This window comes from Actinoplanes sp. NPDC049599, from assembly GCF_044465625.1.
Classification (GTDB): domain Bacteria; phylum Actinomycetota; class Actinomycetes; order Mycobacteriales; family Micromonosporaceae; genus Actinoplanes.
On the sequence record NZ_JBITLX010000022.1, the window covers coordinates 100,624 to 120,988 of the forward strand.

The 20,365-nt window shown below is 72.7% G+C and carries 20 protein-coding genes; 7 read left to right on the forward strand and 13 right to left on the reverse strand.

The window, feature by feature from the left end; all coding sequences use genetic code 11:
* Positions 1–297 precede the first annotated feature (297 nt).
* A complete protein-coding gene (locus ACIBQZ_RS31140; RefSeq protein ID WP_396092387.1) occupies positions 298–792 on the reverse strand; it encodes an inorganic diphosphatase in 495 nt (164 codons plus the stop codon).
* Between the two features lie 151 nt (positions 793–943).
* On the opposite strand from ACIBQZ_RS31140, the gene fucP reads away from it, so the two are divergent.
* The 3 genes from fucP to ACIBQZ_RS31155 all read left to right on the forward strand — a co-directional run bounded on the left by fucP (position 944) and on the right by ACIBQZ_RS31155 (position 4,258).
* Positions 944–2,272 carry an L-fucose:H+ symporter permease gene (fucP, locus tag ACIBQZ_RS31145; protein ID WP_396092388.1) on the forward strand — a complete coding sequence of 443 codons (1,329 nt, stop codon included), beginning with the start codon at positions 944–946 and terminating at the stop codon, positions 2,270–2,272.
* Positions 2,269–3,558: an ABC transporter substrate-binding protein gene (locus ACIBQZ_RS31150; RefSeq protein WP_396092389.1), complete on the forward strand. Its 1,290-nt coding sequence runs from the start codon at positions 2,269–2,271 to the stop codon at positions 3,556–3,558. Before fucP ends, ACIBQZ_RS31150 begins: the two co-directional genes overlap by 4 nt.
* A 91-nt stretch (positions 3,559–3,649) precedes the next feature.
* Positions 3,650–4,258, forward strand: a complete 609-nt coding sequence (locus ACIBQZ_RS31155) for a DUF6518 family protein (protein WP_396092390.1) — start codon at positions 3,650–3,652, stop codon at positions 4,256–4,258.
* 7 nt (positions 4,259–4,265) lie between these two features.
* Here ACIBQZ_RS31155 and ACIBQZ_RS31160 read toward each other — a convergent pair whose 3' ends face one another.
* Positions 4,266–6,284 (reverse strand): M6 family metalloprotease domain-containing protein, encoded by a 2,019-nt coding sequence (locus ACIBQZ_RS31160; RefSeq protein ID WP_396092391.1) that lies wholly within the window; start codon positions 6,282–6,284, stop codon positions 4,266–4,268.
* A gap of 80 nt (positions 6,285–6,364) precedes the next feature.
* The gene (locus ACIBQZ_RS31165) at positions 6,365–6,631 is read right to left on the reverse strand and encodes a DUF3040 domain-containing protein (RefSeq protein WP_396092392.1); all 267 of its coding nucleotides are present in this window, start codon (positions 6,629–6,631) and stop codon (positions 6,365–6,367) included.
* 165 nt (positions 6,632–6,796) lie between these two features.
* Between ACIBQZ_RS31165 and ACIBQZ_RS31170 the strand changes: the two genes are divergently transcribed.
* Positions 6,797–9,028, forward strand: a complete 2,232-nt coding sequence (locus ACIBQZ_RS31170; RefSeq protein WP_396092393.1) for a molybdopterin oxidoreductase family protein — start codon at positions 6,797–6,799, stop codon at positions 9,026–9,028.
* A 12-nt stretch (positions 9,029–9,040) separates the two neighbouring features.
* Here the strand turns inward: ACIBQZ_RS31170 and ACIBQZ_RS31175 are convergent, their stop codons facing one another.
* Positions 9,041–10,237, reverse strand: coding sequence for a cytochrome P450 (locus ACIBQZ_RS31175; RefSeq protein WP_396092394.1), 1,197 nt, complete (start codon positions 10,235–10,237; stop codon positions 9,041–9,043).
* Positions 10,238–10,307: 70 nt separating this feature from the next.
* Here ACIBQZ_RS31175 and ACIBQZ_RS31180 point away from each other — a divergent pair, with 70 nt between their 5' ends.
* Positions 10,308–11,603 carry an MFS transporter gene (locus ACIBQZ_RS31180; RefSeq protein WP_396092395.1) on the forward strand — a complete coding sequence of 432 codons (1,296 nt, stop codon included), beginning with the start codon at positions 10,308–10,310 and terminating at the stop codon, positions 11,601–11,603.
* A 370-nt stretch (positions 11,604–11,973) separates the two neighbouring features.
* Here the strand turns inward: ACIBQZ_RS31180 and ACIBQZ_RS31185 are convergent, their stop codons facing one another.
* The 5 genes from ACIBQZ_RS31185 to ACIBQZ_RS31205 are packed head-to-tail and all read right to left on the reverse strand — an operon-like array spanning position 11,974 to position 15,420.
* Positions 11,974–12,261, reverse strand: coding sequence for a hypothetical protein (locus tag ACIBQZ_RS31185; RefSeq protein ID WP_396092396.1), 288 nt, complete (start codon positions 12,259–12,261; stop codon positions 11,974–11,976).
* Positions 12,233–13,057, reverse strand: coding sequence for a PhzF family phenazine biosynthesis protein (locus tag ACIBQZ_RS31190; RefSeq protein WP_396092397.1), 825 nt, complete (start codon positions 13,055–13,057; stop codon positions 12,233–12,235). Before ACIBQZ_RS31190 ends, ACIBQZ_RS31185 begins: the two co-directional genes overlap by 29 nt.
* 60 nt (positions 13,058–13,117) lie before the next feature.
* On the reverse strand, positions 13,118–13,603 hold the full coding sequence (locus ACIBQZ_RS31195) for a hypothetical protein (RefSeq protein ID WP_396092398.1): 486 nt from the start codon (positions 13,601–13,603) through the stop codon (positions 13,118–13,120).
* A 60-nt stretch (positions 13,604–13,663) separates the two neighbouring features.
* Positions 13,664–14,290, reverse strand: a complete 627-nt coding sequence (prfH, locus tag ACIBQZ_RS31200; protein ID WP_396092399.1) for a peptide chain release factor H — start codon at positions 14,288–14,290, stop codon at positions 13,664–13,666.
* On the reverse strand, positions 14,287–15,420 hold the full coding sequence (locus tag ACIBQZ_RS31205) for an RNA ligase RtcB family protein (protein ID WP_396092400.1): 1,134 nt from the start codon (positions 15,418–15,420) through the stop codon (positions 14,287–14,289). Before ACIBQZ_RS31205 ends, prfH begins: the two co-directional genes overlap by 4 nt.
* Before the next feature lie 158 nt (positions 15,421–15,578).
* On the opposite strand from ACIBQZ_RS31205, the gene ACIBQZ_RS31210 reads away from it, so the two are divergent.
* On the forward strand, positions 15,579–15,995 hold the full coding sequence (locus tag ACIBQZ_RS31210; protein WP_396092401.1) for a DUF1801 domain-containing protein: 417 nt from the start codon (positions 15,579–15,581) through the stop codon (positions 15,993–15,995).
* 44 nt (positions 15,996–16,039) lie between these two features.
* Positions 16,040–16,552, forward strand: coding sequence for a Uma2 family endonuclease (locus tag ACIBQZ_RS31215; RefSeq protein WP_396092402.1), 513 nt, complete (start codon positions 16,040–16,042; stop codon positions 16,550–16,552).
* Positions 16,553–16,561: 9 nt separating this feature from the next.
* On the opposite strand, the gene ACIBQZ_RS31220 is transcribed toward ACIBQZ_RS31215, so the two are convergent.
* The 4 genes from ACIBQZ_RS31220 to ald form a co-directional block, all read right to left on the reverse strand.
* Positions 16,562–17,245: a hypothetical protein gene (locus tag ACIBQZ_RS31220; RefSeq protein ID WP_396092403.1), complete on the reverse strand. Its 684-nt coding sequence runs from the start codon at positions 17,243–17,245 to the stop codon at positions 16,562–16,564.
* Positions 17,246–17,248: 3 nt separating this feature from the next.
* On the reverse strand, positions 17,249–18,181 hold the full coding sequence (locus ACIBQZ_RS31225; protein ID WP_396092404.1) for a ParA family protein: 933 nt from the start codon (positions 18,179–18,181) through the stop codon (positions 17,249–17,251).
* A 112-nt stretch (positions 18,182–18,293) separates the two neighbouring features.
* The gene (locus tag ACIBQZ_RS31230) at positions 18,294–19,190 is read right to left on the reverse strand and encodes a site-specific tyrosine recombinase XerD (RefSeq protein ID WP_396092405.1); all 897 of its coding nucleotides are present in this window, start codon (positions 19,188–19,190) and stop codon (positions 18,294–18,296) included.
* A gap of 23 nt (positions 19,191–19,213) precedes the next feature.
* Complete coding sequence (gene ald, locus ACIBQZ_RS31235) at positions 19,214–20,329, reverse strand: alanine dehydrogenase (RefSeq protein ID WP_396092406.1); 1,116 nt, start codon at positions 20,327–20,329, stop codon at positions 19,214–19,216.
* Positions 20,330–20,365 lie beyond the last annotated feature (36 nt).

Sequence of the window (20,365 nt, forward strand, 5' to 3'; positions counted from 1 at the left end):
GTTGCGAGATCACGGAATCGCTACCTGCGCTCGCGCCCGGTAAACGTCATCCTCAGCCTCTGGCACCGAACGGTTCCGGCGCTATCGGCCGTACGGATGAACGGGGTCCAGTATGCCCCCGGACAATGATCGTATCCATGTCGGATCACAGATTGATTCAGAACGTTCAAATTGCGCGCAGATCATTTCCGGGAGATTAACTGAAAGGATCGTCAACGGGCGCGCGAGGCACCGCGACATGGATCGATAACCGGCGCCGGTCCGCAAAGGACGATCACCGGCCGGGCAGCGGGCGGACTATGCCGGATCGGGGGCGGGCCGCTGCTGCGCGGCGCGCACCTCGGCCTCCGCCTCGGCGCGACCGGCCCAGCGTTCGCTGCCCACCTCGACGCTCTTGCCCGGCTCGATGGCCTTGTAGATCTCGAAGAAGTGCTGGATCTCCAGCCGCAGGAACCCGTCGAGGTCGTCGATGTCCCGCAGCTCGTCCAGGCGGATGTCCGCGGTGGGCACGCACAGCACCTTCGGGCTCGGGCCCTGTTCGTCGCGCATCGTGAACATGCCGATCGGCCGGCAGTTGATCAGGCAGCCGGGGAACGTGGGCGCGCGCACCAGCACCAGCGCGTCCAGGGCGTCGGTGCCCGGGCGGTACGTCTCCTCGATGAACCCGTAGTCGGCCGGGTACTGGGTGGCCGTGAACAGCGTCCGGTCCAGCCGGAGCCGGCCGGTCGCGTGGTCGAACACGTACTTGTTGCGGGTGCCCTGGGGGATCTCGATCGTGACGTCGAACTGCATGACAACGCGCTCCTTCAGCCAAGGGCAGGCTACATCCAACGGTTTCCTTCGATGAATGGAGGAGGTAGCGTCGCCGTAGCGGGAAGGTAACTCACCGCGACCGGCCGGGCGTCCCGACCGACGGGTGTGCCACCCGCGGAAGGGAACGCTGATGGCCGGCATCGCCCCACCTCCGACCACCGACGAGGCCGCGAAGACCGGCCCGGAGCCGCTGCTCGGGCGCGGGATGCTGCTGCTGTTCATCGCCCTGATCGGCTGTTTCACCGCCTGGGGTGTGGCGCAGGATCTCACCACCCCGATGGTGGCCGGCTTCAAGCGCATCTTCGAGATGAGCACCTTCCAGGCCTCACTGGTCCAGCTGGCCTATTTCGGCGCGTACTTCCTGCTCGCGCTGCCCGCGGCCGTCATCAACCAGCGGTTCGGCTACAAGACCGGGATCCTGACCGGGCTCGGCCTGGCCGCGATCGGCGCGTTCGCGTTCTACCCGGCCAGCAAGATCATGACGTACGAGGCGTTCCTGGTGGCGCTGTTCGCGATGGCCGCCGGCTGCTCGATCCTGGAGACCTCCGCCAACCCGTACGTGTTGTCGCTGGGTGCGGAGTCCACCGCGACCCGGCGGCTGAACCTGGCACAGGCGTTCAACCCGGTCGGCACCAACATCGGCGTCCTGCTCGCCTCCACGCTGATCCTGCCCAAGCTCAGCGACCCGGTGGACATCTCGTCGCTGTCGCCCGCCGAGCTGCACACCATCCGGGCCGGTGAGCTCGGCGCGGTGATGGGCCCGTACCTGGGCCTGGCGTTCGTGCTGGTGCTGATCGCCGTGGCGATCGCCAGCCAGAAAGCGCCGCCGATCGTCGAGGAATTCCCCGACGCCGAGCCGCACCAGGGCGGCACCCGCGGGTTGTTCCAGGTGCTCTGGCGGCACAAACGCTACCGGTACGGCGTCGTCGCCCAGTTCTTCAACGTCGCGGCGCAGGTGTGCGCCTGGACCTACCTGATCCAGTACGTGCAGCAGGCGCTCGGCGGCAGCCTCGAGAAGGGCGGCTTCTTCCTGCAGCTGAGCCTGCTCGTCTTCCTGTTCTCCCGGTTCCTGATGACCTGGCTCATCGGCCGGATCCGCGCGACCAAGGTGCTCGCGGTGCTGGCCGCGCTGGCCGTCGTGCTCTGCGTCTTCGCGATGCTCAGCCCGACGATGGCCGGGGTGCTGGCCGTGGTCGGGCTCTCGTTCTGCCTGTCGCTGATGTTCCCGACGATCTACGGCGTCGCCCTCAAAGGGCTCGGCCCGGCGACCAAGTTCGGCGCCGCCGGGCTGGTGATGGCGATCGTCGGCGGCGCGATCATGCCGCTGGTGCAGGGCGCGCTGGTGGACGCCACGAGCGCGGCCGTCTCGTTCATCGTCCCGGCGGTCTGCTTCGTGTTCGTCGGGCTGTACGCGCTCTACGACCTGCGCACCGCGCCCGGCCCGGGGAGGACGGCATGACCATCCGCCGCCGCATCGCAGCCGCCGCCGTGCTGCTGACCCTGCTCGCCGCGGGCGGCTGCGGCAGCGACGAGCCGACCAGCGCCACCACCGACACCCGGCGCCTCGAGGTGGTCTCCTGGTGGACCTCCGGCTCGGAGGCCGCCGCCCTGGACACCCTGCTGAGCGCGTTCCGCCAGGCGAACCCGGGCGTCGAGGCGGTCAACGGCGCGGTGGCCGGCGGGGCCGGGTCGCAGGCGGTCGTGGCGCTGGCCAAGCGGCTGCAGCGCAACGACCCGCCGGACGTGTGGCAGACCTTCGCCGGCAAGTCAGTGCAGGGCTACGCCGCGCGCGGCGCGGTCCGCGACGTCTCGTCGGTCTACGCCGCCGGCGGGCTGGACGCCGCGATGCAGCCCACGATCCGGCAGTCGCTGCGGCGCGGCGGCAAACCGTACGGCGTGCCGACCGGCGCGCACCGCAGCAACGTGCTGTGGTTCAACCCGGCCGTGCTGACCAGGGCCGGCGTGACCCCGCCTGCGGCCGGCTACCCGTTCGCCACGTTCCTGGCCGACCTGGCGAAGGTCAAGGCGGCCGGGACCGCGCCGCTGTGCCTGGGCGGCAAGGACCCGTTCACCACCGTTGAGCTCTTCGAGAACGTGCTGCTGAGCACGATCGGCCCCGCGGGCTGGCGCGACATGGCCGCCGACGGGCTGAACTGGCGCAGTTCCCGGGTCGCGTCCGCGCTGCGCTCCTTCGGCACCCTGCTCACCTACTCCGACCCCGCGGCCAGCAGCCTGACCTGGGACGCGGCCACCCGCAAGCTCACCACCCGCGGGTGCGCGTTCGAATCCATGAACGACTCCGCGAACGGCGAGCTGATCGCCGGCGGCGCCCGCGAGGGCATGGACTTCGCCGCGGTGCCCTTCCCCGGCACCGACGGCAGCTACCTGGCGGTCGTCGACGTGTTCGTCGCGGCGACCCGGGCCGAGAACGCCAAGAACGCGCTCGGTTTCCTCGGCGAGATCAGCAAGCCGGCCGTGCAGGTGCCGTTCAGCAAGGCCAAGGGCTCGGTGCCGGTGCTGCGGACGGTGGACGTCTCGACGCTGCCGCCGTACCAGCAGGATGCGTCGAGGAGCCTGTGGCACGAGACGGTGCTGCTGTCGGTCGCCCACGGTGAGTCGATGAGCCCGGAGTTCCAGGAGGGTTTCTACAACGCCGTCTCCACGTATGTCCGTACCCGCGACCCGGACGCGTTCGCCACCGACCTGGAGGATGCGGTCTCCGCGGGCAAGATCCCGCCGCGCTGACCGGATCTCCGTCTTTCGGCCGATTCCCGGCCCGGGTGATCCGGTCCGCCGCCCGATCCGCGCCGCCGGCCGCGTGCCTAGGCTCCCGGAGGTGAAGATCATCCGGTACGCCGCGGTCGCGGCACCCGTCGGCGGCGTGCTGCTCGGCGCGCTCGACTTCGTCTGGATCAAGTACGTCCCGTACCCGTTCGCGGAGCTGGGCAACTCGATGGCGGTGTGGGCGGTGGCCGGCTTCCTGCTCGCCTTCTGGGGCCGCTGGGGCTGGGCCCGGGGCATCGGCGCGGCGGTCGTCCTGCTGGTCGTGGCGGTGCCGAGCTACTACCTCGCGGCGATGGTGATCCAGCACGACGACGCGGCGACCATGTACAACACCACCGCCCTGCTGTGGATGGGCTCCGCCGTGATCGCCGGCGTGGTCTTCGGCGGCGCGGGCGTCGCGGCCCGCCGGCCGGGCCGCTGGCAGGCGGTCGCGCCGGCCATGCCGGCGGCGGTGCTGTTCGCCGAGGCGGGCCTGCTGGCCGGCCGGATCGGCGACCCGGACTACGGGATCGATCCGTTGTGGTCGGCGCTGCTCGACGTGGCGCTCGGGGTGCTGCTCACCGCGCTGATCGCGGGCCCGCGACGATGGGTGGCACTGCTGTGGGCGGTGCCGCTGGCGCTGGTGGGCTGGGTGCTGCTGTCGGTGGCCCGGTTCGGCTGAGCGCCGGTCATCGCACCCGGCACGTGGTGGTGGTCGTGGCGGCCGGGTTGCTCTCCGAGGTGAGGGTGACCGCTGCGTTCGTGCCGCGGGTCTTGCCCGCCGCTCGCTTGACGTAGACCTCCACCTTGCCCGTGCGGCCGTTCGCCACGTCGATCACCGCGCGGGGCAGCCAGGTCGTCCAGCCCGCCGGGGCCGGGGCCGTCACCCGGTACACGTCGGGGGCGCCGCCGGTGTTGCGGACCGGGATCGTGCAGCGGGCCCAGCCGGCGCCCGGCGCGGGCGCGGTGGCCGGGCGGGCCGACACGCCGCGGGGCTGCGGCCCGGCGCCGTCCAGGGAGCGGACCGCGACCCGGTACGACAGCACCCCCGCCCGGTCCCGCTTCGGGTCGAGCACGTAGAAGTGCAGCCGGTTGGCGGTGTCGACGTACTCGTACTCGCTGCCGGAGTCGGTGCCGGCGTGCAGCAGCGCGTCGGAGAGCTGGCGGTAGTCGCCGATGGTCATCTTCTGCGGGGTGCCGTCCGGGAGCACGAAGTCGACCTTGTTGATGTCCTCCGGGTTGGCGTCGATCGTCCAGATGAACGGGGCCGCGTCCGCGTTCTTGGTCTTGGCCAGCAGCACCCCGGAGTCGGGTGTGAACGAGTCGAAGCCCATCCGGTCGACCACTTCGAGCGTGTAGTTGTCGTACCGGCCGCCGTCGCAGTACGGGTCGGTGGCCGGGTCGCAGGCCGGGCTCCGGTCGCCGCCGTCGAGCGTCACGGTGATGCCGGCCAGGCCTTTGTCGGCCGCGCGCGCCGTCACCCGGGTCACCACCACGCCGGACTGCTGCAGGCCGTCGCGGGACAGGCGCAGCACCGCGTCCTCGTCGACGATGCCCAGCTTGAGCTTGTTGCGCAGCATGTGCTGCGCGCCCATCGACGAGCCGGCCGTGCCCGGGATGAGCCAGCGGCTGTGCGGGCCGCCCGGCCCGTTGAACGTGCCCCGGCTGAGCATCTCCCACGGGCCGCTGTAGTCGCGCCGCGGCGGCACCGAGTACGGGTTGTTGTAGTTGTCCCCCACGCCCAGGATGTGGCTGAACTCGTGCGCATAGGTGGACATGCCCGAGCTCTCCGCCTGCACGGAGCTGCCGCTGGCGGCGTTGGGCCAGATGGTCGACGACGCCTGCCAGGAGGTCCACTCGACGTAGCGGGTCGCGTTCCAGTTGGGCAGCGCCTCGTCCGGCGGCCCGAACGCGTCCGAGACGTCCTCCTTGCTGGTGAACTTCATCTGGCCGAACTCCTGCCAGGTGGACGACTCGTCCTGGCCCGCGGCGAGGAAGAAGACGAAGTCGTACGCCGCGGCACCCTGCTCGCCGACGTCGGCCAGCCAGGCGGCGCGGGCGTCGGCGCGCAGGTCACGCCCGCAGCGGTCGCCGGCCGGGCAGCCCAGGCCGCGCTGCATCGAGTTCTCGATGCCGTACTCGTGGCTCTTGGCCGGCATCCGGTAGACGCCGTGCGCGCCCAGCTCGATGCCGTAGCGGCCGCCGGAGTCCTCCATCCAGTACTCGTGGATGGTGTGGCCCCGGTTGAGCTCGCCGGGGGTGTTGAGGAAGTCGCGGTAGAACGCGGGCACGTCGGCGCGGGGCAGGTCGTGCACGGTGGACGGGTTGCCGAAGACGGTCGAGTTGGCCGGCTGGGTCACCACGAACGGCTGGTTGGCGAAGTCGACCAGCACCAGGGCGCCGCGGAAGGTCTTGACCGAGCCGGGCACCGCCGGGTCGGCCCAGTCGGCGCCGGGCACCGCCCGGTAGTCGTCCCAGGTCATGGTGTCGGGCAGCTCGTAGTGCTGCGGGTCGATCGGCCGCGGCGCGCCGGCGCCGAACGTGCGGGCGGCCGGCTCGTCGGCCTGCCACGGCTGGGTCTGCGGCCAGTGCCGCATCCGCCAGGGGTGATCCGGGTCCGGCGAGGGCGGCGCCGCGTCGGCGGGTGTCGCCACCAGCGCCCCGGCCAGCAGCAGCACCAGGGTGGGTACGACCCGTCGCACGGTCACGCTCGCCGCCATCAGTCACCCCGCGATAGAAGATGGTCGATTACCCGAGGTGGTCATCCTGGCACTTCGGGCAACGCCGATCAATCCCTTGTGGGCGGTGGCGGCGCGCCGCCACCGCCGCGTGACCAGAGGTGCACGCCGTACGCGGCGGCGACCACCGCCACCAGCAGGCCGGTCCAGCCGCCCACGGTGACCAGGAACGGCATGCTCATCCACAGCGCCGCGGCGAGCAGCGGGCGGGGCGGGCGCGGCGCCGGCGGCCGGTGCCGGATGCCGAGATCGGGGTCCTCGGCGAGCAGGCCCGCGACAATCACGTTGAACTGGCGACGATCGTGAGAGCTGAGCAACACTGCCTCCGCGAAGCTCGTGGCGTACCGGTACGGACACATACGCACGACCCGCCGCCCGCGGACGAGGCGAGGCCGGCCGGGCTGTGGGATATCCGTCACACCGCCGCGCCCGTTCCGTGATTGGATACCCGTGGGTAACAAACGGAGGGGCGGGTTCTCGTCATGACCACTGACACGACTCGGACGGCGTACCGGACGTGCCCGCTCTGCGAGGCGGCGTGCGGCCTGGAGCTGACCACTCGCGACGACCGGATCGTCGCCGCCCGCGGCGACCGGGAGCACGTGTTCAGCCACGGCTTCGTGTGCCCGAAGGGCGCCATGTTCGGCGAGCTGGCGGCCGATCCGGACCGGCTGCGCCGGCCGCTGATCCGCCGCGGCGACCGCCACGAGGAGGTCTCCTGGGACGAGGCGTTCCGGGAGATCGAGCGCGGGCTGCGGCCGATCCTCGACCGGTACGGCCCGCAGGCCGTCGCCCTGTACCTCGGCAACCCGAACGTGCACACGATGGCCGGCGGGCTCTACGTGACGCCGCTGCTGAAGGCCATCGGCACCCGCAACATCTTCTCCGCCAGCACCGTCGACCAGATGCCCAAGCACGTGTCCTGCGGTTACCTCTACGGCAGCCCGCTGGCCATCCCGGTGCCGGACCTCGACCGTACGGACCTGCTGCTGATCCTCGGCGCGAACCCGTGGGAGTCCAACGGCAGCCTGGCCACGGCCGCCGACTTCCCGGGGCGGCTCAAGGCCATCCAGGCCCGCGGCGGCCGGTTCGTGGTCGTCGACCCGCGCCGCACCCGCACCGCCGAGCACGCCGACGAGCACCTGTTCATCCGGCCCGGCACCGACGCGTACCTGCTGTTCGGGATCGTCCACACGCTGTTCGCCAAGGACCTGGTGCGGCTGGGCCCGGTCGCCGGGCACGTGAGCGGGGTCGAGGAGCTGCGGGAGCTGGCCGGGCCGTTCAGCCCTGAGCGGGTGAGCGCGGCGTGCGGCGTACCGGCGGACCGGATCCGCGGCCTGGCGCGGGAGCTCGCGGCCGCGCCCACCGCCGCCGTCTACGGCCGGATCGGCACCTGCACGGTCGAGTTCGGCACGCTGACCAGCTGGCTCGTCGACGTGGTCAACGTGCTCACCGGCAACCTGGACCGGGCCGGCGGGGTCATGTTCCCGCTCGCCGCGCACGTGCGAGCGCGCAAGCCGGGCGGCGGCCAGGGGTTCCGGACCGGCCGGTGGCACAGCCGGGTGCGCGGCCTGCCCGAGGTCAAGGGCGAGCTGCCGGTCGCCACCCTGGCGGACGAGATCGAGACGCCCGGCGACGAGCAGGTCCGGGCGTTCGTCACGGTGGCCGGCAACCCGGTGCTGTCGACGCCGAACAGCGAACGGCTGGACCGGGCGCTCGCCGGGCTCGACTTCATGGTCAGCGTCGACCCGTACCTCAACGAGACCACCCGGCACGCGCACGTGGTGCTGCCGCCGGGCGACCCGGCCCGCAAGGGGCACTACGACTTCTCGTTCCTGACGCTGGCGGTGCGCAACTTCGCCGCGTACTCCCCGCCGGTGCTGGCGGCGGACCCGGGCAGCCTGGACGAGTGCGACATCCTGGCCCGGCTCACGCTCATCGCCGCCGGCCGGGACGCGGGCACCGACCCGGCGGTGCTGCACGAGCAGCTGCTCGACCGGGCGCTGCAACGGGTGGCGGACGCCGCGGACGCCCCGGTGCAGACGCTGCGGGCGCTGGTCGGCGGCGACCACCCGGCCGAACGGCTGCTGGACGTGCTGCTGCGCACCGGCGCGTACGGTGACCGCTTCGGCGCCCGTCCCGACGGCCTGTCGCTGGACCGGCTGCTGGCCAACCCGCACGGCGTCGACCTGGGCCCGCTGCAACCGCGGATCCCCGAGGTGCTCCAGACCGCGAGCGGCACGGTGGAGCTGTGCGCGGCGCCGATCGTGGCCGACGTGGAACGGCTGCGCGCGGCGCTCGACCGCCGGCCCGACGAACTGGTCCTGATCGGCCGGCGGCACCTGCGCTCCAACAACAGCTGGATGCACAACGTGCCCGCGCTGGTGAAGGGCCGCGACCGGTGCACGCTGCAGATCAGCCCGGTGGACGCATCCCGGCTGGCGCTCACCGACGGCGGCGCCGCCGAGGTCACCTCGCGGGCGGGCACGCTGTCCGCGCGGGTCGAGGTCACCGACCGGGTGATGCCCGGCGTGGTGAGCCTGCCGCACGGGTGGGGACACGGCGTGCCGGGCACCCGGATGGCGGTCGCCGCCGCCCACCCCGGGGTGAACAGCAACGTGCTCACCGACGAGTTCGCGGTCGACCGGCTCTCCGGCAACAGCGTGCTCAACGGCATCCCGGTCGAGGTCAAGGCCGAGGTGTCGGGCTCCTGACGGCCACCTTCATCACCACGCCACCGGCAGCTCGGCGGGGCCGCGCACCACGGAGTCCCGCTTCCACACGATCTCCTCGGGCGGCACCGCGATCCGCAGCGTCGGCACCCGGCTCGCCAGCGACCGCAGCACCGTGGTCAGCTCCAGCCGGGCGATCTGCTGACCGACGCAGGCGTGCGCGCCGTGCCCGAAGCCCAGGTGCGCGCCGGGCCTGCGGCTCACGTCGAACGTGTCGGCGTCCGGATGCAGGGCGGTGTCGCGGTTGCCCGACTGCACCGCCGCCACCACGTAGTCGCCCGCCCGGATCGGCTGCCCGCCGACCACGGTGTCCACTGTGGCCTGCCGCAGCAGCCCGGTGCCCACGCCCAGGTAGCGCACCAGCTCCTCGGCCGCCGAGGCGGCCAGCTCGGGATCGGCGCAGAGCTTCTCCCACTGCCCCGGGGTGTTCAGCAGGCAGACCAGACCGTACGTGATCATCGAGGCGGTGGTGTCGAAGCCGGCGATCAGCAGCGCGCCGTTCATGTGGGTCAGCTCGGCGTCGGTGAGCGGGCGGTCACTGTCCGCGCTGTGCTCGATCATCCGGCTGAGCACGTCGTCGCCGGGCCGGGCCCGGCGGGTGGCGACCAGCTGATGGAGGTACGCCCACAGCGGCTCCAGCGCCCGGCGCAGCTCGTCCGGCGTGGTGGAGGTGGTGAACAGCGCCGTCGCCGCGTCGTGCAGCAGGTGACGCTGCTCGGGCGGCACGCCGATCAGCTCCGCGATCACCGCGGTGGTGATGGCGGTGGAGAACTCGCTGTGCAGCGGGTAGGGCCGCGGCGAGCCGAGCATCCGGGTGACCGCCTCGTCGGTGATCCGCTGCACCAGCGGCTGGAGCTCGGCGAGCCGGCGCGGGTGCGAGACCTGCGGCGCGAAGTTGCGCCGGATCCGGATGTGCTCGGGCCCGTCCAGCTGGGTGAAGCCCTGGATCGGCGACTCCGGCCCGCCGAACGCGGCGAGCACGTGGGCGGCCTGGCCGGGCCGGGTCGAGAAGCGGCGGCCGTCGCCGAGCACCTCGCGGACGCCCGCGTAGTCGGCGACCAGCCACGCGTTCAGGCCGGTGGGGCAGGCCACCCGGACGACCTGTGGCGCGGCGCGCAGGTGCGCATACTCCGGCGGGGGTTCGAACGGCAGGCGGGCCTCGTCGGGCAGTGGCAATGCAGGCAGTGACATCCCCGTACCTCCACATTGTGTAGTCGGGGAAACACCTTACGCGACTTGCTCCAAGGTCAATATGCCGGAAGTGTGGCACCGGAGGATCGACAACACGGGGGACGTGGTGGGGCGGCAGTTCGGGCGGCTGTGGGCGGCGTACGCGGTCAGCGCCTACGGCACCGCGCTCGGTTTCGGCGCGTTCCCACTGATCGCCCTGCTGGTGCTGGACGCCGGCGCCGCCGAGGTGGCCCTGCTGGCCGCCGTGGGGCCGGCCGTGGGCGCGCTGATCGCCGTGCCGCTCGGGCCGTGGGTGGAGTTCCGCCGCAAGCGCCCGGTGATGATCGCGATGGACCTGGTCCGGTTCGGGGCCATGCTGTCGATCCCGGTCGCCTACGCGTTCGGCCGGCTCGGGTTCGGCCAGCTGCTGGTCGTCTCGACCGTCGTGGCCGCCGCCAAGATCGCCTTCAACGCGGCCGCCGGCGCCTACCTCAAGTCGCTCGTGCCGCCGGCGGACCTGCTCGTGGCCAACGCCCGGTTCGAGTCCACGACGTGGAGTGCCATCGCCGTCGGCCCGCCGCTGGGTGGCGCGGCGATCGGCATGTTCGGGCCGGTCACCACCGTGCTGGCCGACGCGCTCAGCTACCTGCTGTCCGCGCTGGGCATCACCGCCATCGGCGGCCGGGAGGAGCGCCCGCAACGCACCGGCACGGGCCGGGTGCGGGCCGGGGAGGTGCTCGACGGCTGGCGGCACCTGCTGGCCCATCGCGGCCTGCGCGCGCTGTTCCTCAACCACCTGGTCGTCAGTGGACTGATCATGGCGACCGAGCCGCTGCTGGCCGTGCTGATGCTGCGCCAGCTCGGCTTCCCGCCCTGGCAGTACGGCCTCGCCTTCGCCGTGCCCTGCCTCGGCGGGCTCATCGGCTCCCGCCTGGCCCGCCGGGTCGTGACGCGGTACGGGCAGCACCGGATCCTCCGGACCGTCGGCACGCTGCGCGCAGTCTGGCTGATCGGCCTCGCCTTCGTCCAGCCCGGGATCGCCGGCCTGGTGACGGTGATCGCCGTCGAGTTCGCGATCATCATCGGCATGAGCCTGTACAACCCGGTGCTGGCCACGTACCGGCTCGAGCACACCCCGCCAGACCGCGTCGCCCGCACCCTGATGGCCTGGTCGATCAGCAGTGGGGCGGCCATCGCCGTGCTGGCCACGCTCGGCGGGCTGCTCGCCGCCGCCACCAGCGCCCGCACGGCCATCACGGTCGCCGGGCTGCTGATCCTCGCCAGCCCGCTGCTGCTGCCCCGCCGCGAGCCGGCAGCAAGTGACGGCGCCGGGCCGGTGACCGTCGCGGCCGCGGGTGGGCCTGCCCGGCGGGAAGTCCCCAGCTGAGGACGCCCGGCGGCATCGGGTTCGCGGTAGGTCGCAGCCGGGACACCGCCGCGGACCTGAGCGGGCGAGTCTTCGGTGTGCCGGCGCCCCGTCAGCCCAGGGGCGACTCCTGGTCCGGGGCGGCGAGCGCGTCGGCGATCCACCCGATCTGCTCCAGCCCGGCCTCGCGCATCGCCCGCCGGGCCGCCCAGCGCTCCCGCTCCGGCCGGGCGGCAGCCTTCGCCGGCTGGGCCGGCCCCCGGATCCGCCCGCACGGTGCGCCAGGACCGCTCCTCGGACACCGGCCAGATCTGCCGCTCGGGCGGGTCGCCGTCGGTGCGGACCGTCTCGGGCAGGCGGTTGCGGACGACGCCGCCGCCCATCAGGCCGATCACCGACAACCGGCCGCCCGGGCACCACAGGGTCGTCTCGCCGACCCGTTCCGGTCGCCGTCGACCGCCGGCGGCGGGCCGGGCAGCACGCGCACGCGTGCCTCGATCCAGCCGGTGTGGATGCCGCAGAAGCCGGTGAGGTGGCTGGGCCCGCCGATGTGCACCAGGCAGTCGCCGGGCGCGCCCGGCACGGCGAAGACCTGGTACTGGCTGTGGCCGACGAACGCCGTGCCGCTCGGCCGTCCCGAGATCCTGGGCTCAGGCGGGTGGGTGCAGCAGCGTTCCATCCAGGACGGTGACCGCGCGGCCGGTCAGCTCGACCCGGTCGCCGCGCAGCGCGGTCCGGACCGTTCCGGTGCGCGCCGACGCCTGGAAGCCGGTCAGCTCGTCCCGGCCGAGGCGCCGCGACCAGTACGGCGCCAGCACCGTGTGCGCGCCCCCGGTCACCGGGTCCTCGTTGATGCCGTCGGCGGGTGCGAAGAAGCGGGACACGAAGTCGTAGCCGGCGCCGGCCGGTGCTGGTGCCGTACCGATGAAGGCGCGCAAGCCGGTCCCGGCGCGCAGGGCGGCGAGGGCTCGGAAGTCCGGGCGCAGCGCCCGGACCGCGGCCTCGTCGGGCAGCAGCGCGAGCAGGTCGCCGAGCTGGTCGGCGCGGTGGACCGCCAACGGTGTCGCCCCGAACGTCTCGGCGAAGCCCGCCGGGGCGGTGGTCTCGACCGGAGGCGCGGCCGGGAAGTCCAGGGTGATCCGGCCGTCCGGGGCGGCGCGGGCGGTGAGGATGCCGCTGCGGGTGTCGAACCGGACCGTGCCGGACGCGGCACCGTCGGTGAACAGCGCGTGGGCGGTGGCGAGCGTCGCGTGCCCGCACAGCTTGACCTCCACCGCCGGGGTGAACCAGCGCAGCGCCCAGTCCGCGGCGCCGCCGAGCGGGTGGGCGAACGCCGTCTCCGACAGGTTCAGCTCGGCGGCCACCTGACGCATCCAGGCGTCGCTCGGCCAGCCGCCCGGCGGGAGCAGGCAGACGCCCGCGGGGTTGCCGGCGAACGGCCGGTCGGTGAAGGCGTCGATGATCCGGATCCGCATGAACGCACGGTAGGGGCACGGCCGGCGCCGGTCGACGGCCAATACCGAGGTGGCGGCCCGTCAGGGGGTCGGCAGGACCGGACGCTCCTGCTCGGTGAAGACACCGCCGCCGGCGCCGACGCTGCGGGTGCGGTAGAGCACCACGGCGTTGTCGACGACGAACTCGTCGCCGCCGGAGGCGATCCGCAGCGCGTTGCCGCGGTCGCGCAGCACGCCGGGGTTGATGATCAGCACGTTGCCGACCCAGCCCGCCGAGGTCAGCTGCACGGGATGGGTGTGGTTCGAGGCGCCGCCCAGGGGCAGCCCGGTGACGCCGAAGACGGCGTCGGTGACCGGCACGCCGCCGAACACGGTCACCCCGTTGACCTCCAGGGTCTGCTCCCGCGAGACGCCGAGGCTCTGGAACAGCAGCAGTGCGTGGTCCGGCCCGGCCAGCGGGCAGTCGAAGGCGAACGTCTGCTCCCGGCCGGCGAACACACCGATGTCCTGATCGTCGTCGCCGAACTGATGGCGGACGTGGATGACAAAAGCGAACTCGAGTGCCACGACACCATCGGACGCCCGGCCGGCCGGGCTGAGAAGCGCTCAGTCGCCTACCCGACGGCGTCAGCTTCCGGCACCCCCGGGACGCTCGGTCCGGACGGGATCGCCGCGTACCAGATCGTCGTGGATGCGCCACCGGCCGGTGACCACGGCCCGGTCGCCCGCGCGGTCGGCGTCGGCGAGGCGGGCGCGGATGCGTTCCAGGGCCAGGCGGCGGTTCTGGCTGAACTGGCGCTCGGTGTCGGCCACCACGACGAGCCCGGTGGGCCGGTGGGTGGCCCGCACCGCGGTGCTGGCCTTGTTGCGGTGCTGGCCGCCGGGGCCGCCGGTGCGGCACGCGACGATGTCCACGTCCGCCTCCGCGAAGGCCGTGCCGGGGGCGCCGACCTCGCAGGTCTGCGCGATGACGTACCAGTTCTTGCGGCCGGAGCTGCTGCGGTAGGGGCTGGGCGCCTGCCAGCACAGGGTGCCGGTCCAGGCGGCGGCGAACTCGTCGGCGCCGACGCCGGCGATCCGTACCAGAATCGAGCGGAAGGTGGCCGGCCGCTCGCCCGGCACGGTCTCGGCCCGCAGGGTCGTCAGGCCCTTCCGGGCCGCCTCGGCCTCCAGCCGGCCGACCAGCTGCGCGACCGCCCAGGTGCATTCCTGCGGGCCGCGGCCCGCCGAGACCAGCAGGTGCAGCGTGCTCATGGTCGTCCGCCGCGGCCGCGGCGGTGGTCCCGGCGGGCGCCGAGCTCCGCGGTCTTGTACGTGACCACCGGCACCGTCTCGGCCACCGGGGTGGCCAGCCCGTGCGCCACGAGGTCGCCCACCACCTGCTCGATCCGCTTGTACGCGGTCGGCGCCTCCTCGAACAGCAGCTGCCGGTCCCCGCACACCACCAGCGAGCCGACCGGGGTGCGCCGCAGCTCCTCGACCGTGTGCTTGGCCCGGCCCCGGACCAGCGCGTCGGCCCGGGACATCTTGCGGCCCGCGCCGTGCGCCACCGAGTGGTTGGCCGCCGGCCCGGCGTGCGCGGCGACCAGGTAGGACGGGGTGCCGCGGGTGCCGGCGACCAGCACGTCCCGGCCGTCGCCGCGTGCCGCGCCCTTGCGGTGCAGGTAGCCGCCGTCGCGGACCTCGACCAGGTTGTGGCACTCATCGACGATCGGCGCGGCGGGCCGGGCGCCGAGGGCGAGCGCGACCCGGGCCGCCAGCAGCCGGCGGTTGAGCGAACCCCAGCGCACGGCCTCGTCGTGCCGGGCCAGGTAGGCCGCCGGGTCGGCGGCGGGACCGGCGCCGAGCACCTCCGTGTGTGCGCGCAGGATGCGTTCGCCCAGCCCCCGCGAGCCACTGTGGACGATCAGGACGAGGTCGCCGGCGGCCAGCCCGAGCCGGGTCGCGTGGCCGGCGTCCAGCACGGTCCGTACCCGGGCCAGCTCGACGAAGTGGTTGCCGCGGCCGACGGTGCCCAGGCTGTCGTGGTGGCCGGCCGGGACCTCCCCCGGCACCGCGTCCCAGGCCGGGTCGTCGGGGCCGGGCTCGCGGTCCAGGTCGGGGAAGCGGCCGGCCAGCTTCTCCGGTACGGCACGCTTGAGCGCGATCGGGAACACGGCGATGCCACAGCCGATGTCGGAGCCGACCAGATGCGGGTACAGCACGCTCGAGACCATCGCGGCGCCGATCGGTGCGCCCTTGCCGGGGTGCAGATCCGGCATGCCGGCCACGTGGGTCATGCCGGGCAGGGCCGCAACCTGGTGGCACTGGGTGACGGCGGTGGACTCGATCCAGCTCCCGGCACCGGCGAACACGGTGACGGAGGCAGTCTTTTCCTGGGACAAGGAGTTCTCGCTTACTGACGGACGAGCAGGGTCGGTGGCTTCACGAGGTGGTGTCCGTCAGTACGTCATGCCGGCAGCTTGCCCGAGCCCGGCGGGCCGCGGCAACCGCTTTTCCGCCCGCAAGAGGCCTAAAATCCAGGCGACGGAGGTGCGTGACGATGGCGGACAGCGCGAACAAGACCACGGCGACCGAGGGTGACGTCGGCGCGTTCCTCGCGAGCCTCGACGACGAGCAGCGGCGCCGGGACGCGCACGCGCTGGCCGGGCTCATGCGGGAGGTGACCGGGGAGCCCGCGGTGCTGTGGGGCCCGACGATCGTCGGCTTCGGCACCTACCACTACCGGTACGCGACCGGCCGCGAGGGCGACACCCCGGCGATCTCGTTCTCGCCACGCAAGGGCCAGACGACGCTGTACCTGACCGGCCCGATGGAGCAGTACACGGACGTGCTGGCCCGGCTCGGGCCGCACAAGCTGGGCAAGGGCTGCCTCTACCTCAAGCACGTCGACGAGGCGGACGCGGGGGCGCTGCGGGAGATCATCGCCCGCTCCTACCGCCACGGCACCACCACCTGACCGGCATGGGTCCGGACGTGGCCGGTTGGCACCTGCCTCTGGTCGTGACGCTCGACGACCTCACCGCGATGACGACCGCCGATGAATATCATCGGTACGAGATCAGCCCCGAGGGAGTTGTCTCGATCACGCCACCGGAGGCGTATGCCCATGCGGTGATCGCGACCCGGCTCACGGGGTGGCTGACGGCCGGCCTTCCCGTCGACCGGATCACCCAGGCGGTCGGACTGCGCATACCCGGTAGTGACGGCGCCGTCGGCGGACGAATCCCAGACCTGATCGTGTGGAGCAAAGCGCAGGCAAACGGTGTCTGGCTGTCGGTTGCCGACGTACTTCTGGTGGTCGAGATCGTCTCACCGGGTTCCGAGGGAATCGACACCGTGACCAAGCGCAAGGAGTACGCCGCCGCCGGCATCCCGCGGTACTGGATGATCGACCAGGACCAGCCGCAGACCGTCACCCTGCATCAACTCGACGGCGACCGGTACGCCGTCCAGGCGACCATGCCCCTCGCCTGGCTTCTCAACGGCACCCCCGCCGAGCACGGCCTCGCCTGACCTACCCGCTCAGAGGGGTTGGGGGCCGCCCCACAGACGCAGGAACAGCACGCCCAGCACGTCCAGGATCACCAGCAGCAGCGGGTAGTTCAGCGGGAAGAAGCAGCAGATCAGCAGGATCAGCACGCCCAGGTTCTTGTCCTCGAGCCACAGCCGCATCTGCTGCGCCCCGGCGCCCGGCCGGCGCAGCGCCGACCACAGGATGCCGAAGCCGTCCAGCGGTGGCATCGGGATCAGCGCCAGCAGCCCGAACGCCAGCAGCCCCACCGCCAGGCTCAGCAGCACCTGCTCGCCGAACGGCAGCGTGAAGCCGCGCAGCACGTTGGACATGTTCAGCACCGGCAGCAGGTTGTCCGGGAACAGCACCACGTACGCGGCGAACAGCAGCTGGGAGACCAGGATGCAGGCCAGCGGGCCGGCCGCGAAGACCGCCGCCGCCCGGCCGCGGCCCTGGTCGCGGGGCACCTCGTCGACCGAGATCGGCTTGCCCCAGCCCATGCCGCCGACCGACGCCGCGACCGCGCCGAACGGGTCCACGTCCTCACGCAGGCGCGGCGACACCGGGTCGCGGCGGTCGGCCAGGCGCAGCGTGCGCGCGGTGAGCCGGATCGCCAGGGCCCGGATCAGCAGGCCGAGCAGGAAGGCGACGACCAGCGCGACGAACGCGACCGGTTCGCCGAGGGCGAAGAGCAAGCGTCAGCCTCGCTCCGCCTTGGCGGCGATGACCTCGCGGGCCAGCTGGCGGTAGTTGCGGGCGCCGGACGAGGCCGGGTCCAGGCTGGTGATCGGCGCGCCGGCCACCGTGGACTCGGGGAACTTGACGGTCTTGGTGATCACCGTCTGGTACACCTTGTCGCCGAACGCCTCCACGACCCGCTGGAGCACCTGGCGGCAGTGGGTGGTGCGGCTGTCGTACATGGTCGCCAGGATGCCCTCGAGCTCCAGGTCGAAGTTGAGCCGCTCGCGGACCTTGTCGATGGTGTCCAGCAGCAGGGCCACGCCGCGCAGGCTGAAGAACTCGCACTCCAGCGGGATGAGCACGCCGTGCGCGATGGTCAGCGCGTTGATCGCCAGCAGGCCCAGCGAGGGCTGGCAGTCGATCAGGATGAAGTCGTACTCCTTGCGCACGGTGCGCAGCACCCGCGCCAGGGCCATCTCCCGGGCGACCTCGTTGACCAGCTGGATCTCGGCGGCCGACAGGTCGATGTTGGCCGGCAGCAGGTGCAGGCCGGCCACGTCGGTCTTGATGATGACGTCCTCGGCGGTGACGTCGTCCTGCATCAGCAGGTTGTAGACGCTCAGGTCGAGGTTGTGCGGGTTGACGCCGAGGCCGACCGAGCAGGCGCCCTGCGGGTCGAAGTCGACGAGCAGCACCTTGCGGCCGTACTCGGCCAGGGCGGCGCCCAGGTTGATGGTCGTCGTGGTCTTGCCGACGCCACCCTTCTGGTTGGCCAGGGCGATGATCCGCGCCGGGCCGTGCCGATCGGTGGGCATCGGCTCGGGGATGGGCCGGCGCATGGTGTATGCCGTGGGGTCGGCGGGGCCCAGGTCGGCGCCGAGATCCAGGGAGCTCTGCTGGTCGCGCATGGCAGCGGTCCACGCCTCAGCGCGATCATGATTTCCGCTCATGTCCCCAGCCCCCTCTCGACCCGCAGCCGGAGCCGATGCCCGACTGTACGCCACGCGGACCGCCCGACCGGGGTCAGCCGTTCGGCGTGTCGCAGGGACTGACGCTCACCTTCTAACGAGCGCGCGGGTGCGAGGTCGCGTACACCTCGCGGAGTCGGTCCACTGTCACCAGGGTGTAGACCTGCGTGGTGGTCACCGAGGCGTGCCCGAGCAGCTCCTGCACGACCCGGACGTCGGCGCCGCCGTCGAGCAGGTGCGTCGCGTAGGAGTGCCGCAGTGTGTGCGGGGACACGGCGTGCGGACCCTCCACAGGCAGCCCGGCGGCAGCCGCGGCCCGGTGCAGGATGGCCCAGGCGCTCTGCCGCGACAGCGGTCCCCCGCGCTGGTTCAGGAACACCGCCGGGGTGCCGCGCCCCTTGGCCACCAGCGCCGGGCGGGCCTGCACCAGGTAGGACTCCAGCGCGGTCCGGGCGTACCGGCCGAGCGGGACGAGCCGGGTGCGGCCGCCCTTGCCGTGCAGGGTGACCGCCGGCTCGCCGTCCAGGGCCAGGTCGTCGACGGCCAGCCCGACCGCCTCGGAGATCCGCGCGCCGGTGCCGTAGAGGAACTCCAGCAGGGCCTTGTCGCGCGGCGTGGCGGGCACTTCCAGCAGGCGGGTGACCTGGTCGACGTCGAGGGCCCTGGGCAGCCGTTTGGGGGGCGCCGGCGGCTTGACCTCGCGGCTGACGTCGTGCGCCACGAGGCCCTCCCGGGCGGCGAAACGGTGCAGGCCGCGTACCGCCGAAACCGCCCGGGCCGCCGAGGCGGCCGAGAGCGCCGCCCGCTCGGGCGACCCCGCGCGCAGCTCGGCGAGGTGCCCGGTGACCTGGGCCGCGGTGACGTCGGCGAGGTCGCCGACGCCGGCCGCGGCCAGGGTCTCCAGATAGCGGTCCAGGTCCCGGCGGTACGACGCCAGCGTGTTGCGGGACAGGCCCCGCTCGACCGTCAGGTGGTCGAGGTAGGTCTGCACCGCCCGGGCCAGCGCCGCAGAGCTCAGCTGAGCACCTCGGCCAACGACAGCGCCTGCATGCCGTGCGCCTCGGCGACCGGCCCGTAGGTGACGTGCCCGGCGTGCGTGTTCAGGCCCAGGGCCAGCGCCGGGTCGGCCTTGACGGCGTCGCGCCAGCCGCGGTTGGCCAGCTCCAGCGCGTACGGCAGGGTGACGTTGGTCAGCGCGTAGGTGCTGGTGTGCGGCACCGCGCCGGGCATGTTGGCCACGCAGTAGAACATCGACTCGTGCACCCGGTAGACCGGGTCGGCGTGCGTGGTGGGCCGCGAGTCCTCGAAGCAGCCGCCCTGGTCGATGGCGATGTCGACGAGCACGCTGCCCGGCTTCATCCGGGAGACCAGCTCGTTGGAGATCAGGTTCGGCGCCTTCGCGCCGGGCACCAGCACCGCGCCGATCACCAGGTCGGCGTCGATGACGGCCTTCTCGATCTCGTACGCGTTCGACGCGATCGTCTGCAGGTGCCCGCGGTAGTCGGCGTCGGCCGCGCGCAACCGGGCGATGTTCTTGTCCAGCACCAGCACCTCGGCCTGCATGCCCAGCGCGATCGCCGCGGCGTTCATGCCGGAGACACCGGCGCCGATGACCACGACCTTGGCCGCGTACACGCCGGGGACGCCGCCCATGAGCACGCCGCGCCCGCCGCCGGAGCGCATCAGGTGGTACGAGCCGACCTGCGGGGCGAGCCGCCCGGCGACCTCGGACATCGGCGCGAGCAGCGGCAGCGAGCGGTCGGGCAGCTCGACGGTCTCGTACGCGATGCCGGTGACCTTGCGGTCGAGGAGCGCGTCGGTGCACTCCTTGCTGGCGGCCAGATGCAGGTACGTGAAGAGCACCTGCCCCTCACGCATCCGCCCGTACTCCTCGGCGATCGGCTCCTTGACCTTGAGGATCAGGTCGCCGGTGGCCCACACCGCGTCCGGCCCGTCCAGGATCGTGGCCCCGGCGGCGACATAGTCGGCGTCCGTGATCGAGGACCCGGCACCGGCGCCGGCCTGCACGAACACCTCATGGCCGGCCCGGTTCAGCTCGAAGACCCCGGCTGGGGTGATCGCGACCCGGAACTCGTTGTTCTTGACTTCGCTCGGAATGCCGACCTTCATGAGTCGACACCGTCCTTTCCGGGAGAGACGTCGATG

Bases quoted from the DNA above. Each gene is read 5' to 3' on its own strand.
- ACIBQZ_RS31140 (WP_396092387.1), bottom strand. From the start codon at position 792: ATGCAGTTCGACGTCACGATCGAGATCCCCCAGGGCACCCGCAACAAG.
- fucP (WP_396092388.1), top strand. From the start codon at position 944: ATGGCCGGCATCGCCCCACCTCCGACCACCGACGAGGCCGCGAAGACC.
- ACIBQZ_RS31150 (WP_396092389.1), top strand. From the start codon at position 2,269: ATGACCATCCGCCGCCGCATCGCAGCCGCCGCCGTGCTGCTGACCCTG.
- ACIBQZ_RS31170 (WP_396092393.1), top strand. From the start codon at position 6,797: ATGACCACTGACACGACTCGGACGGCGTACCGGACGTGCCCGCTCTGC.
- ACIBQZ_RS31175 (WP_396092394.1), bottom strand. From the start codon at position 10,237: ATGTCACTGCCTGCATTGCCACTGCCCGACGAGGCCCGCCTGCCGTTC.
- ACIBQZ_RS31185 (WP_396092396.1), bottom strand. From the start codon at position 12,261: ATGGAACGCTGCTGCACCCACCCGCCTGAGCCCAGGATCTCGGGACGG.
- ACIBQZ_RS31190 (WP_396092397.1), bottom strand. From the start codon at position 13,057: ATGCGGATCCGGATCATCGACGCCTTCACCGACCGGCCGTTCGCCGGC.
- prfH (WP_396092399.1), bottom strand. From the start codon at position 14,290: ATGAGCACGCTGCACCTGCTGGTCTCGGCGGGCCGCGGCCCGCAGGAA.
- ACIBQZ_RS31210 (WP_396092401.1), top strand. From the start codon at position 15,579: ATGGCGGACAGCGCGAACAAGACCACGGCGACCGAGGGTGACGTCGGC.
- ACIBQZ_RS31225 (WP_396092404.1), bottom strand. From the start codon at position 18,181: ATGAGCGGAAATCATGATCGCGCTGAGGCGTGGACCGCTGCCATGCGC.
- ald (WP_396092406.1), bottom strand. From the start codon at position 20,329: ATGAAGGTCGGCATTCCGAGCGAAGTCAAGAACAACGAGTTCCGGGTC.